Origin of the sequence: Rhizobium skierniewicense, assembly GCF_014196515.1 — a bacterium.
Lineage (GTDB): Bacteria > Pseudomonadota > Alphaproteobacteria > Rhizobiales > Rhizobiaceae > Agrobacterium > Agrobacterium skierniewicense.
Map to the genome: position 1 here is coordinate 206,594 of NZ_JACIDV010000001.1, position 15,449 is coordinate 222,042.

A 15,449-nucleotide genomic window follows, 5' to 3' on the forward strand; every position below is an offset into this window, starting at 1 on the left:
CTACCTCATTTTGGGGTCGAAGCGATCACGAAGCTGGTCGCCGAGCATGTTGACGGAAAGGACGAGGAGAAACAGGCAGATGCCGGGGAACGTGGCGATCCACCAGGCGGTGGCCACATAATTGCGCCCCACGCTCAGCATGGCCCCCCAACTGGCGGTGGGTGGCTGGACACCCAGACCAAGGAAAGACAGCCCCGCTTCGAACAGCACCATCAAACCAAACTCCAGCGTAGCGACGACGATCAAAGCGCCCATGATGTTTGGCAAAACGTGCCGCAGAAGGACGTGCAGCGTACCGGCGCCCATGAAGCGCGATAACCGAACATAAGGCATATTGGCGACGGACAACGTCTGGCCATAGGCAACACGGGCGTAGCGTGGCCAGCGTGTCAGCGCCAGAACGATTACGACATTGACGAGGCCGGGACCGAGGATCGCGACGGTGATGATGGCCAGCAGGATAGCCGGGATGGAAAGGAAGATGTCGGTCAGGCGCATGATGACTGTTTCGACCACGCCACGGGCGTAACCCGCGATCATTCCAAGCGCAGTGCCGACGATGCCGGAGAGAATGACAGACGAGAACGCAACAAAGAGCGATACGCGTGCGCCATATATCAGGCGGCTCAACAGATCGCGGCCAAGCTCGTCGCTGCCCAGTGCGTAAAAGACGTTGCGTGCGGTTGTGCCCGGGACTTTCAGGCGCCCCAGAAGATTTTGCGTGTTGGGATCATAGGGCGCTATGAGGGGTGCGAAAATGGCAGCCAGCACGAAGAGCGCCATGATGATGATGAAGGGCAGCGCCTTGAGATTGCGACGCAAACGTCTGGGGTTTGTGCGCGGAGATGCCGCCGATACTGCGCTGCTCATCGCTTGATCTCCAGTCTGATGCGCGGATCGACAACGCTGTAGAGAACGTCTGCAAGGATGTTCAACGCGATGGTCACGAAAGCCCCCATGATGACGACGCCCTGCACGACCAAAAAATCTCGGGAAATGATCGACTGCACCGTGAGTTGTCCAAGACCCGGCCATGCAAAGACGGTTTCCACGATCACGGCACCTGCGAGAAGATTGGAGATTTCGAGGGCGGCGACGGTGATGACGGGTATGGATGCGTTTCTCAGAAGATGTTTGACCACCAGCCGCCCCATCGGCACGCCGCGGGCGCGTGCTGTCCTGACATAGTCCTTGGAAAGCTCATCGATCAGGGCCGTGCGCGTGACACGGGCAAACGTCGCCATGCTGATCAGCCCCAAGGCAATGGACGGCAAGATCAGGTGTTCGAAACCGCCTGCCGATGACGGCGGAAGCCAGCCGAGTTTTACGGCAAAAAACATGATGAGCAGAATACCGCTCCAGAATGTCGGGAGGCTTTGCGCCGCCAGCACGACGCCGGCCAGAAACACGCTGACGGGATTTCGGTGAAACAGCGCCAGAAAGATTCCGACTGGAATACCGATGCCACAGGCCACGAAGAGTGCACCACCGGCGAGCATCAATGTGTAAGGCAATCTCGACGTGATGATATCGACAACAGGCACGTTCTGAATGATCGACCGCCCGAAATCGAACTGCATCAGATCCAGAAGAAAGGAAGCGTATTGAACGAGAAGCGGCCGGTCGAAGCCGAGGGAACGCCGCATCGCTTCGATATCCTGGAGCGATGCCGTTTCGGGTACCAGTAGAAAGGTCGGGTCACCCGTCAGACGCTGAAGAAAGAAAATCAGCGTCGTGACACCGAAAACCACGACCAAAGCCTCGCCGAGCCGTTTGATGAGAAAATGTTTCATGATGCTGCCAACATCAGTCAGTCCACGTCATGCGGTTGAGGAACATGCTTTCATTCGGCGTCGGCTTCCATTGCAGCTTGTTCGAAGCACCGTAGATGATCGCTGCCTGATAAAGCGGGATCAGGTAATTCTTGTCCGTGTTGATCTGCTGCACGGTTTTGTAAAGCTCCAGCCGCTTGGCCTCATCGAGCGTCTGGCGCGCGGCGACCAGCGCGTCATCAATCGATTCGTCGCCTGCGGTGGCCCAGCCACTGGTGGAGTTGAGAGTGGGGAAGAGAATGCCATCGGCATCCTGACAGGCACAGGACCACCGGCTGAAAGCCATTGCCGGGACGGTCGCAGGCCCGCCCTGCATCTGCTTCAACCAGCTTGCCATGTCTGTCATCTGGATCTGCGCATTAAGCCCCACATCGGTGAGCATCTGCTGCAATGCCTGCACGACACGCTGGTCATAGACCGGTGACGTCAAAAGCGGGATTGGCTGGGTTGCCGCAGCACCGGCGGCGGCAATGAGTTCCTTGGCCTTTTCCGGGTCGTAAGGGGTGGAGGTCACACCTTCGACCCAGCCGAAATGCGCAGGGCTCATGAACTGATCGACTGGCCTATCATAGCCACCGAGGATACCTTGGGTGATGCCCTCCTTGTCGATCGCATAGGCAACCGCCTTGCGAAGGTCGGGATTGTCCATCGGGGCCTTCTGCGCATTGAAAGCAAAGTAGGCGACCCGTTCGGTCAGTACAGATAGCGCCTTGCCACTGGTCGAGCCTTCAAGCTGGGCGGCCAGATCGGAATCGAGCGTGACGACGAGATCGGCAGCGCCGGCCTGAATATTGGCAAGGCGCGTCGCCGCGTCCGGGACAGCACGGAATGTGACCTCCTTGAACGGTCCCTTGTTACCCCAGTAATCCGGATTGGCCTCGACAACGACTGCAACGCCGCGATCCCAGCGCTTGAATTTATAAGGCCCGCTGCCAACTGGATTGAGATTGAAAGCGTCCTTGCCGACTTTTTCGACCGTCTCCTTCGGCAGCACCGAAAGTTTTACCAACTGCGCCAGCAGGGCCGGATACGCACCGTCTGTCGTCAGCGTGACCTTAGACGGGCCCGTCACCTCTGCATTCACGATCTTGTTGAACTGGCTCAGCTGTGGGCTTGCAAAAGCTGGATCGATGATCCGCTTCACGCTGAAGACCACATCTTCCGGGGTCAGCTTCTGGCCATTGTGAAAGGTCACATCGTCACGAATGGTGAACTCGATTTTCGTATCGGACAGATACGTCCACTCGGTTGCCAGCTGCGGAACGATCTTGCCGTTATCGTCGCGTGTGACGATATTGTCGAAGATGTTTCGGTAGACGAAATAGCTGTCTGGGTTCCATTGCAAGTGCGGATCAAGCGACGAGGGTTCGTTCACCAGGTTGACCGTAAACATATCTTTTGCCATCGCAAACTGCAGGGTGGTCGTCGAAAGCAACCAACCTGCGGCCACGGCAAGCAATCCGTTCCTCATGCTCTTCATGTTCGTTCCCTTTATACTCGAAGCTTTCTGCTTCTTTGAGCTGGCGCCAGATACGCTCTGGCAAGCGTTCGATACGGTGCCTCAATCGCTCCATGTCATGCGGTTCAGAAACAGGCTTTCATTCGGCGTCGGCGTCCACACGAGATGTTTGGAGGCACCATAGATTGCGGCCACCTGATAGAGCGGGATAACAGGGATATCGCTTCCTACCGTTTCATGCACCTTCCGGTAGTTTTCCAGACGCTTGCCTTCATCCAGGGTCGATCGCGCATCAGCCAGTTGCTTGTCCACAACGGGGTTGCGATAGGTCGACCAGCTGTTTTTGGAATCCAGCAAGGGGAATAGAACGCCGTCTACATCCTGACACGCGCATGACCAGCGACCGTAGCCCAGCAAGGACGCAGTTTCCGGCCCCCCCTGAGAGCGCTTCAAATAGGTCGCCATATCCGTCATCTCGATTTCGACGTTGAAGCCGACATCAGACAGCATCTGCTGTATGGCCTGGACCACACGTTGATCGAAGACTGGTGCTGTTGCAAAATTGATTTTCGCCTTCGCAGACTCTCCAGCCTCGGAGACGATTTTCTTGGCCTGATCAGGATCGAATGCCGGACCTTTGATGCCGTCTACCCAACCGAAATGAACCGGTGTTGCCAGCTCGTCGACTGCCTTATCATGACCGCCGAGAATACCTTCGATCAGGCCTTCCTTATCAATGGCATGTGCAACGGCCTCTCTCAGTTTTACATTGTCAAAGGGAGGTTTCTGCGTATTGAGGCGCAGGTAAGCAACACGTTCCGTCAAGGCCGACAGCGTCGTTGCAGACGCAGAGCCTTCGAGCTGTGCCGCCAGATCCCCATCGAGCGTGACGCCGAGGTCCGATGTTCCAGCCTGAAGATTGGCCAATCTGGTGGAGGCGTCGGGCACAGCCCTGAAAGTTGCCTTTTCAAATTTTCCTTTTTCACCCCAATAGGCGTCATTGCGCGCAAGGGTGACGGAGACGCCACGCTGCCACGCTTCGAACTTGTAGGGCCCGCTGCCTATCGGCTGAAGATTGAACGCATCTTTGCCCACACGCTCGACAATGGCCTTCGGAACGACGGACAGCTTGACAAGCTGGGCAAGCAATGCCGGATACGGGCCGTCCGTGGTCAACGTAACGGTATCCTGGCCGGTCACTTTCGCGTCCAGGATTTTGTTGAACTGACCAAGCTGCGGACTACCGAATTTCGTGTCGGTGATACGCTTGACGCTGAAGGCCACATCGTCGGCAGTCAGCTTGGAACCATCGTGAAATACGATATCATTGCGTATCTTGAACTCGATTTCCGTATCGGAAAGATATTTCCACTCCGTGGCAACCTGCGGGATGATCTTGCCAGCATCGTCACGTGTGACCAGATTGTCGAAAATATTTCTATAGACGTAATAACTGTCCGGATTCCATTGCACGTGTGGGTCCAGCGACGAAGGCTCGTTGACCAGATCGATCGTCAGGCTGTCTTTTGCCAGCGCAGGTGTCACCAATGGCGCTGTCAGAAGAAAGGCGCCAAAGACTGAAACCAGTAGTTTTTTACCCAAAGAATTGGTCATTGCTCAGTACCCTTATCTTTAGAAGTCAATGGAGCTGCATGCCGTCGTGGCGCCGTAACGTGATCGATAGAAAGCTCGCCGCCCATCGTAGCGACGCCTGTGACATCGGTCAGTGAAGATGCAAATGTGCGAGACCGCAGCATGCGGCCGACAATGTATTCCCGGAACCGTGAAACCTCTTGCAAGAGGAGGCTGCGTGCGGCGGGCTCGTCGCCGCTTTCCAGAAGATCGACCAACTGCGTGCGCGAAGATGGAGCGTAAACCGGCTGCCCGGCCTCAAAATATGAGAGCAGTCTGGCGGAATGATCAAGGGCGCCATTTACCCACTGCGCTATGATTTCGCCGCGCCTCTTTGACAGCAAATTGAGAAATGAACGATCAAGGGCTCTCGAAGCGACAACGGCCTCGGCCTCTGTGCGGCCGGCCAACGCATCAAGCTGAGACGAAATTATCCTGAGATGTCTCAAATCCTGCTGCGTGACGAGACCTGTCGCAAGTTGCGGTTCTACAACACATCGCGCTTCCAGAACATCGCCAATCGCCGCGCCGGTAATCGGCGCAACTTGCCAGCCATTTCTTGGGATCGGAGAGATGAACCCCTCCACCTCCAGTTTTGCAAAGGCATGGCGCACTGCGGCCCTGCCCAAGCCGAACCGGTCAGACACATCAGCCTCTGACAAGGACTCTGAAGGGCAGAGTTCACAGTCAATCAAGGCGCGCCTGAGGCGCTTGAGAGCAAAGGCATTCTTGCCCTCAGGTTGCAGGATCGAATGGGTGAGTGGCGAGGACTGATCTAGCATATGATCACGATATATTCGTTCTGAGATTTCACAAGGTAAAAATTGACATTTCACAAAAGTAAATTGGAATTTTTATCTCGCTTTTCAAAACTGCGGGATGCCGGTGGGGCGCGCGGGCTATGCCTGAACGAACAGAGCGTACCTCTGTTCGGGTATGGTTGTGATGTGCTCATCAACACGATAGGCGAGGGGATGCTGAGAGATGGCCTGATCTCACTGGCAGATGGCGCTCGTCCGGTCGTTGTCTGGATGATCGGCGGCTTCAACGCGCCTTGGCGCTGCCGCGCTGGATCAGCGTCCCCGCAAACAATCGGTCGAGATCTGTTCGGTCCGGGTTTGCCAGGACTTTTACGAGGTATTCAACCATCTCGGTCAGCGGCTGTCGATAGGTTGTCAAGCTGTAGTTGGGGTTGTCCGCCTGGGGCACGTCGTCGAACCCGGTAATGGCAATATCTTCCGGTATGCGCAAACCAAGCTTGTGACGAATGACATCGATGGCGCCGATCGCAAGAGCATCATTCTCGCAGACCAGAATGTCCGGGCGCGACGTTGGCTCACGTCCAGACAGGGCGACCTCGACAACGCGGGAAGCGAGCGCCGGATCATAAGCCGTGACCTCGATTGTTTCTGGCTGGTAGCCAAAGTGCTGGCCCCAATAGTCCATGAAAGTCTCTTTGCGAAGGAGATGCGCCGACGACGTGCTTGGTCCGGCGACAAACATCGGTCTGCGATAGCCCTGTTCCCTGACGTAATCAGCAATCTTTTTCATGGCGTCAACATCATCGACTGCGATCGAGATCGTGTTGGGATTGCGTGACGTACGGGCAAAAATGATAAGTTTGCGAAACCGGCGTGCGTGTAGGGCGGTCTCCAGCACCTCATCATCGAACTGCAATCCGATCAGAATGACGGCGTCGACACGACGTTGGCTGGCGTTGAGGAGGGCTCGGCTGGCATCTTCACGGTTCAGCGTGTTGATGAGCAGAATATCAAAACCCTCTCGCCGAAGGATGCGGGTCAGACGCTCCATCATCACAAGCTTGTGGGGATTTGCAAAATCATCGATCAGAAGCGCGACCAAATTGGAGCGATCTGAAGAAAGGCTCGCAGCGCGCAAGTCAGGAACGTATCCAAGGCGCGTTGCCGCAGCATGGACCTTTTCGAGGCTCTTCGCCGAAATGGAGGCATCCTTACGGAATGCCCGATTGACGGTCCAACGCGAAACGCCCGCTTCCTCGGCGACATCGTCAGCAGTGATGTTGGCAAATGGCGTCGTCCCGTCGTCAGTCATGTCAACTCCGCGATCTTCGTCGATCGATTCACAAATGCTTATAAGCATTTTCAATTTTACCTGAAACAAATTCTGCACCCGTGAGCAAAATTGGCTTGCTCACGGGTGCAAAAACTGTACTGTCTGGATCCAAGGGGCAGGGGAGTGCCTCTTAGGGGAGAAATAAACATGCTCAAAGTCGGGTTGCTGGGTGCTGGTCGCATCGGCCGCGTCCACGCTGTTAATATCGCTGGTCATGCCAGGAGTCAGCTTGCCGCAGTGTCGGATGTCAACGAAGAAGTGGCCAGACAACTGGCGGCGGCACACAATTCCACATACGCTCATTTGGACGATATACTCAACGACGACTCGATCGATGCGGTACTGATAGCGACGTCAACCGACACGCACTCGGATCTGATCGAACAGGCAACTGCTGCCGGCAAGGCCGTGCTGTGCGAAAAGCCGGTCGATCTCTCGCTCAAGCGCGCTCAAGCCTGCCTGGACGTCGTCTCGAAGATAGGCGTGCCGGTCATGATCGGTTTTAATCGAAGGTTTGATCCCAATTTTGCGGCAATCAAGGCGTCCGTTGTTGCCGGCGAAGTGGGTAAACCGGAACTGCTGTCAATCACGTCGTTCGACCCGGCCCCGCCTCCGGTGTCCTATATCAAAGTGTCGGGTGGCCTGTTTCGCGACATGATGATCCACGACTTCGACATGGCGAACTTCCTGATGGGGGAGACGCCTAAAGCCGTTCATGCTGTCGGCACATCAATTGTAGACCCCGAGATTGGCAAGGCTGGTGACGTCGATACGGCCGTGGTGACCCTGAGCTATGCCGATGGCCGCATTGCCGTGATCAAAAACAGCCGACGCGCCGTCTATGGTTATGACCAGCGTGTGGAGCTGTTGGGCTCCGATGGGCTTTTGTCAGCCGGAAACGTGCTTGAAAATACGGTCTCGAAGGCAACGAAGCAGGGTGTCACCAGCGCCAAGCCGGAGTTCTTTTTTCTTGAACGCTACATGCGCGCCTATGCAGCAGAATGGGATGCCTTTGTCTCTGCTATACTTGATGGTGCGACTGTGCCGGTGACGCTGCGAGACGGTGTTGCAGCTCTTGCGCTGGCGGAGGCGGCAACCCAGTCGGCTCGGTCCGGCCAGCCAGTCGCGGTTTCCTTTTAAAGATGAGCGGTGCCGCTTCAAGGCGGCACAGAGGATATTGCTGCGACACCTCGAATGTGTCCAGCCATTCGGTGCCGGCCCCGTGCGACCGGAAAGACGGAGCGTCGTGGGAGTGACGCTGTGTAACTCAATTGGGAGGATGTTATGAAGAAATTGCTTGCAGCTGCTGCTACCGCTGCCCTTATCGCTGCCGCCACTCCGGTGCTTGCGACCGATATCATCGTCGTTGCGCACGGCCAGGCCAACGACCCATTCTGGTCTGTCGTCAAGAACGGTGCCGAAAAGGCCGGCAAGGATACCGGCGTCAACGTCGATTTCCGCTCGCCCGAAACCTTCGACATGGTCGCAATGGGACAGTTGATCGACGCGGCCGTCAATCAGGATCCCGATGGTATTGTCGTGTCGATCCCGGATGCGGATGCGCTTGGCCCGTCGATCAAGCGTGCTGTTGACGCGGGTATCCCGGTTATCTCCATGAATTCCGGCTCGGACGTTGCGCGCAAACTTGGTGCAAAACTGCATGTCGGCCAGTCCGAGTTCGATGCGGGTAAGGTTGCCGGTCAAAAACTCGCTGAACTCGGCGGCAAAAAAGCCATCTGCGTCAATCAGGAGGTCGGCAACGTCTCGCTTGACCTGCGTTGCGCCGGTTTCAAGGAGGGATTTGGCAAGGACGTCAGCGTTCTCCCAACCAATAACGACCCGACTGAAGTGGAGTCCAAGGTCCGCGCGGCGCTCGATTCCGACAAGGACGTCAACGTTGTACTCGGGCTCAATGCCTCTCTCGTCGGCGAACCGACTGTCAAGGCAGCCCAGGCGCTTGGCCGTGATGACGTGCTGATCGCGACCTTCGATCTGTCTGCCGGCTTTCTCAAGGATGTCGCTGACGGCAAGGCCGCATTTGCGATCGATCAGCAGCAATACCTGCAAGGCTATCTGCCGGTCGCCTTCCTTGCTCTCAACGCGCAATACGGCCTGATTCCCGGCGGAGATGTGCCATCCGGCCCTAACCTTGTGACCAAAGACACGGCTGCCAAGGTCATCGACCTGTCGGCCAAGGGTATTCGCTAATCACATCGTTACCGGGCCGCACTCGTCTTTGCGGTCCGGACACCGATCAGGAGACAAACCAATGTCGATAGACTCAGCCGTACCTGTGGACGAGCGGATCAAGTCGGAATCCGTTGCCACGAAACTGATGAAACGGCCGGAATTAGGCGCAATAGGCGGAGTGATTCTCGTCACACTTTTCTTCATGATCACTGCCGACCGTACCATGTTCACCCTTTCAGGCGTCATGAATTTCATGACCCCGGCAGCCCAGCTCGGAATTCTTGGCATTGCTGCGGCCCTGCTCATGATTGGCGGTGAATTTGACCTGTCGATCGGCTCGATGGTGGCGTTTGCCGGTATGATGTTTGGCGTTTTCGTCGTGAATGTCGGCATGCCATTGATTATCGCGATACCTTTGACCCTGGGGCTTGCTGCGGCTCTCGGAGCCGCCAACGGCATGATCGTCCTGCGCACAGGCTTGCCGTCCTTTATCGTCACGCTAGCCGGACTGTTTGTTCTCAGGGGGGCGTCCTTGGTCGGCCTCAAGATTTTTACAGGAGGCTCCACGCAGTTGCGTGGTATCCGCGAGGCCGTTGAAGGCGACTTCCTCGCACCGCTGTTTTCCGGTGACGCCTTCGGCTTCGTCATGCGATGGCTGGCTGAAGCGGGTATCGTTGACAGTTTCAAGTCGGGTGTGCCGAAAGTGCCTGGCATCCCTGTCGAGATCATCTGGTTCATCGCTTTTGCGCTGATCTCGACCTACATCCTTTTGCGGACCCCGGTTGGAAACTGGATCTTTGCGACTGGTGGCGACTCCGTCGCGGCGCAGAACTCAGGTGTACCCGTACGCCGCGTCAGGGTATCGCTCTTCATGCTCACGGCAGTCGCTGCGGCGCTCGTGGCTATTATCACGGTCATTGATGCCGGCTCCACGGATGCGCGTCGCGGCTTCATGAAAGAATTCGAGGCGATTATCGCAGCCGTTATTGGTGGATGCCTTCTCACGGGAGGGTATGGTTCCGCGATCGGGGCCTTCTTCGGCGCGATTATCTTCGGGATGGTTACGATCGGATTGACATATACCCGCTTCGACCAGGATTGGTTCCAGGTGTTCCTCGGCGCAATGCTGCTCTTGGCCGTCATCTTCAACAACGTCATTCGTCGACGTGTGACAGGGGAACGCTGAGCATGTCTGTGCCGATCATCCATATGGAGAATATCAAGAAGCACTATGGCAACGTGATTGCGCTGAACGGCGTAACCTTCGACTTGCGAGCAGGCGAATGCCATTGCCTGCTAGGAGACAATGGTGCGGGAAAGTCGACCTTCATCAAGACGATGTCGGGCGTGCACAAGCCGACGGAAGGCTCTATCACTTTTGAGGGCAAGCCACTGTCGTTCAGCAGCCCGCGCGACGCGATGGAAGCTGGCATAGCGACCGTGTTTCAGGATCTTGCGATGATCCCGCTCATGTCGGTGACCCGCAACTTCTTCATGGGGCGCGAGCCGACCAAGGGCCGGGGCTTGTTCAAGCGCTTCGATATCGAGCGCGCAAATGAAGTCACAATGGCCGAAATGCGCAAGATGGGCATCAACTTGCGTGGTCCGGATCAGGCCGTCGGGACACTTTCGGGCGGTGAACGACAAACGGTTGCGATTGCCCGCGCCGTTTACTTCGGCGCAAAGGTGCTGATCCTCGACGAGCCGACCTCGGCGCTCGGGGTTCGACAGACCTCCAATGTGCTTGCCACCATCAAACGCGTACGGGAACAGGGTATCGGTGTGGTGTTCATCTCGCACAATGTCCGCCATGCCATGGCAGTCGGCGATCGGTTTACCGTTCTCAACCGTGGCCAAACACTTGGCACCGCCACGCGCGGGGAAATCACGGCGTCGCAACTGCAGGACATGATGGCTGGAGGGCAGGAAATGGCGACGCTCGAGGGCTCGCTTGGCGGAACGATCTGAGGTTTTAACATGGCAACATCATCCATCCTTCCTGACCGACCGCTCGGCATCGCGCTGATTGGCACTGGCTTCATGGGAAAGTGCCATGCCATGGCCTGGCGAAATGTCGCTGCCGTCTTCGGCGGCGCCCATCATCGTCTGGAAATTCTCAGCGATGCCACGCCAGAAAGCGCTGAAAGCTATGCCCGCCAGTTCGGCTTTTCCCGGTCTACGGCACGCTGGCAGGAAGCGGTGGCCGATCCCAACGTCGATGTCATCTCGATTACGGCTCCAAATGGCATGCACCGTCCGATGGCGGAAGCTGCTCTGGAGGCCGGCAAGCACGTCTGGCTCGAAAAGCCGATGGCACTGACGCTCAAAGATGCCGAGGCGATGGCTGCGACGGCCGCCAGATATCCGGGTCAGGCAACGATGCTCGGCTACAACTATCTGAGAAGCCCAGCCTTTCAGGCCGCACGACACCTGATCGGAGATGGCGCTATAGGCCGACCCCTCGCATTCCGCGGGGTCTATGACGAGGATTACTCCGCCGACCCACTCCTCCCGTGGTCTTGGCGGATGACTCACGAAGGTGGTGGCCTCGGCGCACTTGGCGACCTTGGCTGCCACCTCGTGAGTCACATGCTGGCACTGATGGGGCCGGTGGCCGATGTGGTCGCCCAGACGCAGGTCGCCATTCCAACGCGTCCATCTCCCGACGGGCCGAAGCCCGTTGAGAACGAGGACAGCGCAATGGCGCTCTTGCGGTTCACATCGGGCGCTCAGGGCTCATTTGCCACGTCGCGGGTGGCACGTGGGCGCAAATGCCGACTTCAATGGGAGGTGCACGGACAGGACGGCACGATCGTTTTCGATCAGGAAAACATGAACGAGCTTTGGGTGCACAAGACGGGAGAGGCAGGGTTTGTTCGTCACCTCTCCGGACCGGATCAGCCGGATTTCGCCGCCTTCTGTCCTGCTCCTGGTCATAATTTCGGTTTCAATGAACAAAAAGTCATAGAAGCACGCGACCTTCTTGCCGCCATTGCCGGAGCCCCAAATGTCGGCCCTGATTTCGCCCATGCGCTCGAGATAGAAAAAATCATCCATGCCATGGCCATATCGAATGGGGCCGTCATCCGCTTGTAGCGGTATGGAAGCAGTCTTCAAAAGGAGAGACGAATGGAGCAACCGTTTTCGCTTGCCGCCTGCGCTGAAATGCTTTGGCGTGACAAACCGATTGAGTGGCGCTGCGCGCGCCTCAACGAGCTTGGTTTTATGGTGGGTCTATGGAACTGGCCAAATCATGATCTGGTGGCTCTGGAAAGATCAGGTGCGACCTTCTCCATCATGAACGGCTATCTCACAGGGAGACTGGCGGACGACGAAGGCGCGGCGGAATTACTACGCTCCGCCCGCGAGACGGCCCAAATCGGTAAGCGTCTGGGGGTGGAACGCCTCAATCTGCATGGCACAGGTCTTGGCGAAGGCGGGCTTCCGATCCGCGCAAGCGAAGTCATGACAGGACGAATGTGGCTCAAGGCGCGTGATACACTTGCGCGCATCGCAGATCTGGCCGAAAGGGAAGATGTCGTTTTTACTCTGGAGAACCTTAATCTTCCGGTTGACCACCCTGGTACCCCATTCGGTCGTGCGGAAGATACACTTGCGCTGGTGGAAAGCGTCAACCATCCACGTTTGAAGCTCAATCTCGATCTCTACCACGTGCAGATCGGGGAGGGGAATTTGATAGAGACATGTAAAGCTTGCTTGCCCTGGATCGGAGAAATACAGGTTGCCGATGTGCCTGGACGATATGAACCAGGGACAGGTGAAATCCATTATCCCGGCATCGCCAAGGCATTGTTCGATATGGGCTACCGTGGTCCCGTTGGAATGGAGGCCTATGCAAAAGATCAGCCGGAACATGCTCTTGAGGCATTTCGGCGCGCATTTACGGTGGACATGAGCGGTGACGAATAGGCTTCTTCTGACCCAAGGTAAGGAGCGCTTTTGGCTCGCGTGGATCGCGCCGAGATGAAAAACAACCGCTCGAATTGACCATGCGATCAACAGTTTGCGGGATAAAAGTAGCGACCAATCAGCATTTCCTTACGTCGTTTTAACAAGCCGTCACGGGCGGCCTCTGGGTTCAATGTCCATGTGATCCTGTGTCGACCCCTTTTCCGCTAACCCCAAATCTTTGTCGGTATGAGCCTGGGCTGAGGCTCGTAAAACGCTGGAAAACCCGGCGAAACGCCGTTACGTCGGCGTAGCCGACCTCCCACGCAATCCTCTCTATGGGAGTGCTCGTTGTTTCCAGTGCGTCGCGCGCTTTCATCATTCTGACCTGCTGTAAATATTCCGTAGGCCGCAGACCGGTTGCTTTGGTGAATCGTCGCAGGAAGGTGCGCTCGGCCAACGCGGCGCGCAGCGCCATGGCAGGCACCTCGTGTGTTCCGGCGACATCCGCATGAATATGGTGCTGGACTGCAAGAACCGCAGGATCGCCATGATCGAATTTCGGAATGAAGCTGCGGTAGAGATGCTGATCGCGCCGCGGGGGATCGATCAGCAGGAAACGAGCGGTCGCCAGCATGACGCCCGAACCCATCAACCTTTCCACCAGCGTCAATCCCAGATCTGTCCAGGCGAGAATGCCACCCGCCGTCATGATATCACCGTCGTCTATTACCAATCGTTCTGCAGCAAGCTCGATTTTAGGATAGCGCGCAGCCAACTCCTCACTGAAAGCCCAGTGCGTGGTGACCTTTCGTCCGTCGATCAGGCCTGTCTCAGCGAGAACAAAGGCGCCCGCGCAGACGGAGCAGACCGTCGCGCCCGACTTGTGTTGTTGTACCATCCAGGCCGCCGCGGCGGGCATCGGCTTCATCTCCGTCGGCATGATAATGCTGGGTGGTGCAATGACGTGCCCGAGGCGATGACGGTGTTCCGGGTGGCTGTCCCACACACAGATGACCGTATTATCGACGACTTGCCAATGCGACACCCGGATTGCCCTCATGGCTTCGGCTTTTTGCGGCGCCCACTGGTTGGCGATGCGGAACAGGTCAGTCAGTCCATAGACCGCAGACAGCTGGCAGTCTGGATAGATCAGAAGCCCGATTTCGGAAACAAGCTCGGCATTATCAGCCATTTGTCACTTCCGGCATGTTTAAAGTCATTTTCGCCACCTCACAAGGATATGGGAACCGAGTATATCTGTCCTCATCGCAGTTGATAACGCTAACAACCCTTGCAGAGGAAAAACAATGGCGACATTTTTACAGAGCTTTGGTCCGACAACCACCCGACGCAAGGTCCTCGTCGGCGTCGGCGGCGCTTTTTCTCTTGCTGCCCTGAATGTTTCGGCGACCGCAAAAACTCCCGCTATTTCCAAATCAGAAGGAACCATCGATATGACAGGTACTATCACCACCAAGGACGCGGTCGACATCTTTTACAAGGACTGGGGTCCGAAGGACGCTCAGCCGATCGTGTTCCATCACGGCTGGCCGCTGTCATCCGACGATTGGGATGCGCAGATGCTGTTCTTCCTCTCCAAGGGTTACCGCGTCGTGGCCCATGACCGCCGTGGGCACGGCCGCTCGGCCCAGGTCTCGGAAGGCCACGATATGGATCACTACGCCGCCGACGCCTTTGCCGTCGTTGAAGCGCTCGATCTCAAGAACGCGGTCCACATCGGCCACTCCACCGGTGGCGGCGAAGTCGCCCGCTATGTTGCCAGGCACGGTGAGCCTGCTGGCCGCGTTGCCAAGGCCGTTCTCGTATCGGCGGTCCCGCCGATCATGGTGAAGACGGATGCCAACCCCGAAGGCCTGCCCATGGAGGTTTTCGATGGCTTCCGCTCCGCACTTGCTGCCAACCGCGCGCAGTTCTTCCGTGACGTTCCGGCTGGCCCCTTCTACGGCTTCAACCGCGAAGGCGCGACAGTGCATGAAGGTGTCATCCAGAATTGGTGGCGTCAGGGCATGATGGGCGGAGCCAAGGCACATTATGATGGCATCAAGGCCTTTTCGGAAACAGACCAGACCGAAGATCTGAAAGCCATCAGCGTTCCGACACTGGTTCTGCATGGCGAAGACGACCAGATCGTGCCCATCGCAGATTCAGCGCACAAGTCTGTCAAGCTGCTGAAGAACGGAAAGCTGAAGACCTATCCAGGCTTCTCCCATGGCATGCTGACGGTTAATGCCGAGGTGCTGAACGCCGATCTCCTGGACTTCATTCAGGCTTGAACCAACTAGGCTTTCATTAACGGGCCGCAGCGGCTT

14 protein-coding genes are annotated in these 15,449 nt (G+C 56.9%); 7 read left to right on the top strand and 7 right to left on the bottom strand.

Features of this window, described 5'->3' with window-relative positions; genetic code table 11:
• The 6 genes from GGQ73_RS00915 to GGQ73_RS00940 form a co-directional block, all read right to left on the bottom strand.
• Window positions 1-870 (bottom strand): ABC transporter permease, encoded by an 870-nt coding sequence (locus tag GGQ73_RS00915; protein ID WP_183893227.1) that lies wholly within the window; start codon window positions 868-870, stop codon window positions 1-3.
• A complete protein-coding gene (locus GGQ73_RS00920; protein WP_183893229.1) occupies window positions 867-1,793 on the bottom strand; it encodes an ABC transporter permease in 927 nt (308 codons plus the stop codon). The genes GGQ73_RS00915 and GGQ73_RS00920 overlap by 4 nt, the downstream gene beginning before the upstream one ends.
• 13 nt (window positions 1,794-1,806) lie before the next feature.
• Window positions 1,807-3,312: an ABC transporter substrate-binding protein gene (locus GGQ73_RS00925; protein WP_183893231.1), complete on the bottom strand. Its 1,506-nt coding sequence runs from the start codon at window positions 3,310-3,312 to the stop codon at window positions 1,807-1,809.
• 81 nt (window positions 3,313-3,393) lie between these two features.
• Window positions 3,394-4,905, bottom strand: coding sequence for an ABC transporter substrate-binding protein (locus tag GGQ73_RS00930; RefSeq protein ID WP_183893233.1), 1,512 nt, complete (start codon window positions 4,903-4,905; stop codon window positions 3,394-3,396).
• Complete coding sequence (locus GGQ73_RS00935; RefSeq protein ID WP_183893235.1) at window positions 4,902-5,705, bottom strand: GntR family transcriptional regulator; 804 nt, start codon at window positions 5,703-5,705, stop codon at window positions 4,902-4,904. The genes GGQ73_RS00930 and GGQ73_RS00935 overlap by 4 nt, the downstream gene beginning before the upstream one ends.
• A gap of 262 nt (window positions 5,706-5,967) precedes the next feature.
• Window positions 5,968-6,996: a LacI family DNA-binding transcriptional regulator gene (locus tag GGQ73_RS00940; protein WP_183893237.1), complete on the bottom strand. Its 1,029-nt coding sequence runs from the start codon at window positions 6,994-6,996 to the stop codon at window positions 5,968-5,970.
• Between the two features lie 168 nt (window positions 6,997-7,164).
• Here GGQ73_RS00940 and iolG point away from each other — a divergent pair, with 168 nt between their 5' ends.
• From iolG to GGQ73_RS00970, 6 genes are all read left to right on the top strand, one after another.
• On the top strand, window positions 7,165-8,157 hold the full coding sequence (gene iolG, locus GGQ73_RS00945) for an inositol 2-dehydrogenase (protein WP_183893239.1): 993 nt from the start codon (window positions 7,165-7,167) through the stop codon (window positions 8,155-8,157).
• A 144-nt stretch (window positions 8,158-8,301) separates the two neighbouring features.
• Complete coding sequence (locus tag GGQ73_RS00950; RefSeq protein WP_174155202.1) at window positions 8,302-9,225, top strand: sugar ABC transporter substrate-binding protein; 924 nt, start codon at window positions 8,302-8,304, stop codon at window positions 9,223-9,225.
• 61 nt (window positions 9,226-9,286) lie between these two features.
• On the top strand, window positions 9,287-10,393 hold the full coding sequence (locus tag GGQ73_RS00955) for an ABC transporter permease (RefSeq protein WP_183893241.1): 1,107 nt from the start codon (window positions 9,287-9,289) through the stop codon (window positions 10,391-10,393).
• 2 nt (window positions 10,394-10,395) lie between these two features.
• On the top strand, window positions 10,396-11,175 hold the full coding sequence (locus tag GGQ73_RS00960; protein ID WP_183893243.1) for an ATP-binding cassette domain-containing protein: 780 nt from the start codon (window positions 10,396-10,398) through the stop codon (window positions 11,173-11,175).
• Between the two features lie 9 nt (window positions 11,176-11,184).
• Entirely contained in the window at window positions 11,185-12,303 is a 1,119-nt protein-coding gene (locus tag GGQ73_RS00965) for a Gfo/Idh/MocA family protein (RefSeq protein ID WP_183893245.1), read from the top strand.
• 33 nt (window positions 12,304-12,336) lie between these two features.
• Window positions 12,337-13,137, top strand: coding sequence for a TIM barrel protein (locus tag GGQ73_RS00970; RefSeq protein ID WP_183893247.1), 801 nt, complete (start codon window positions 12,337-12,339; stop codon window positions 13,135-13,137).
• 169 nt (window positions 13,138-13,306) lie between these two features.
• Here the strand turns inward: GGQ73_RS00970 and GGQ73_RS00975 are convergent, their stop codons facing one another.
• Complete coding sequence (locus GGQ73_RS00975) at window positions 13,307-14,311, bottom strand: GlxA family transcriptional regulator (RefSeq protein ID WP_183893249.1); 1,005 nt, start codon at window positions 14,309-14,311, stop codon at window positions 13,307-13,309.
• Window positions 14,312-14,573: 262 nt separating this feature from the next.
• Between GGQ73_RS00975 and GGQ73_RS00980 the strand changes: the two genes are divergently transcribed.
• Window positions 14,574-15,413 (top strand): alpha/beta fold hydrolase, encoded by an 840-nt coding sequence (locus GGQ73_RS00980; RefSeq protein ID WP_183893759.1) that lies wholly within the window; start codon window positions 14,574-14,576, stop codon window positions 15,411-15,413.
• The last annotated feature ends 36 nt before the right edge of the window (window positions 15,414-15,449 follow it).

What these genes read in the sequence shown, in the direction of transcription:
- GGQ73_RS00980 (WP_183893759.1), top strand. Translation starts at nt 14,574, where the DNA reads ATGACAGGTACTATCACCACCAAGGACGCGGTCGACATCTTTTACAAG.
- GGQ73_RS00920 (WP_183893229.1), bottom strand. Translation starts at nt 1,793, where the DNA reads ATGAAACATTTTCTCATCAAACGGCTCGGCGAGGCTTTGGTCGTGGTT.
- GGQ73_RS00940 (WP_183893237.1), bottom strand. Translation starts at nt 6,996, where the DNA reads ATGACTGACGACGGGACGACGCCATTTGCCAACATCACTGCTGACGAT.
- GGQ73_RS00975 (WP_183893249.1), bottom strand. Translation starts at nt 14,311, where the DNA reads ATGGCTGATAATGCCGAGCTTGTTTCCGAAATCGGGCTTCTGATCTAT.
- GGQ73_RS00915 (WP_183893227.1), bottom strand. Translation starts at nt 870, where the DNA reads ATGAGCAGCGCAGTATCGGCGGCATCTCCGCGCACAAACCCCAGACGT.
- GGQ73_RS00955 (WP_183893241.1), top strand. Translation starts at nt 9,287, where the DNA reads ATGTCGATAGACTCAGCCGTACCTGTGGACGAGCGGATCAAGTCGGAA.
- GGQ73_RS00970 (WP_183893247.1), top strand. Translation starts at nt 12,337, where the DNA reads ATGGAGCAACCGTTTTCGCTTGCCGCCTGCGCTGAAATGCTTTGGCGT.
- iolG (WP_183893239.1), top strand. Translation starts at nt 7,165, where the DNA reads ATGCTCAAAGTCGGGTTGCTGGGTGCTGGTCGCATCGGCCGCGTCCAC.
- GGQ73_RS00935 (WP_183893235.1), bottom strand. Translation starts at nt 5,705, where the DNA reads ATGCTAGATCAGTCCTCGCCACTCACCCATTCGATCCTGCAACCTGAG.
- GGQ73_RS00925 (WP_183893231.1), bottom strand. Translation starts at nt 3,312, where the DNA reads ATGAAGAGCATGAGGAACGGATTGCTTGCCGTGGCCGCAGGTTGGTTG.
- GGQ73_RS00960 (WP_183893243.1), top strand. Translation starts at nt 10,396, where the DNA reads ATGTCTGTGCCGATCATCCATATGGAGAATATCAAGAAGCACTATGGC.
- GGQ73_RS00950 (WP_174155202.1), top strand. Translation starts at nt 8,302, where the DNA reads ATGAAGAAATTGCTTGCAGCTGCTGCTACCGCTGCCCTTATCGCTGCC.
- GGQ73_RS00965 (WP_183893245.1), top strand. Translation starts at nt 11,185, where the DNA reads ATGGCAACATCATCCATCCTTCCTGACCGACCGCTCGGCATCGCGCTG.
- GGQ73_RS00930 (WP_183893233.1), bottom strand. Translation starts at nt 4,905, where the DNA reads ATGACCAATTCTTTGGGTAAAAAACTACTGGTTTCAGTCTTTGGCGCC.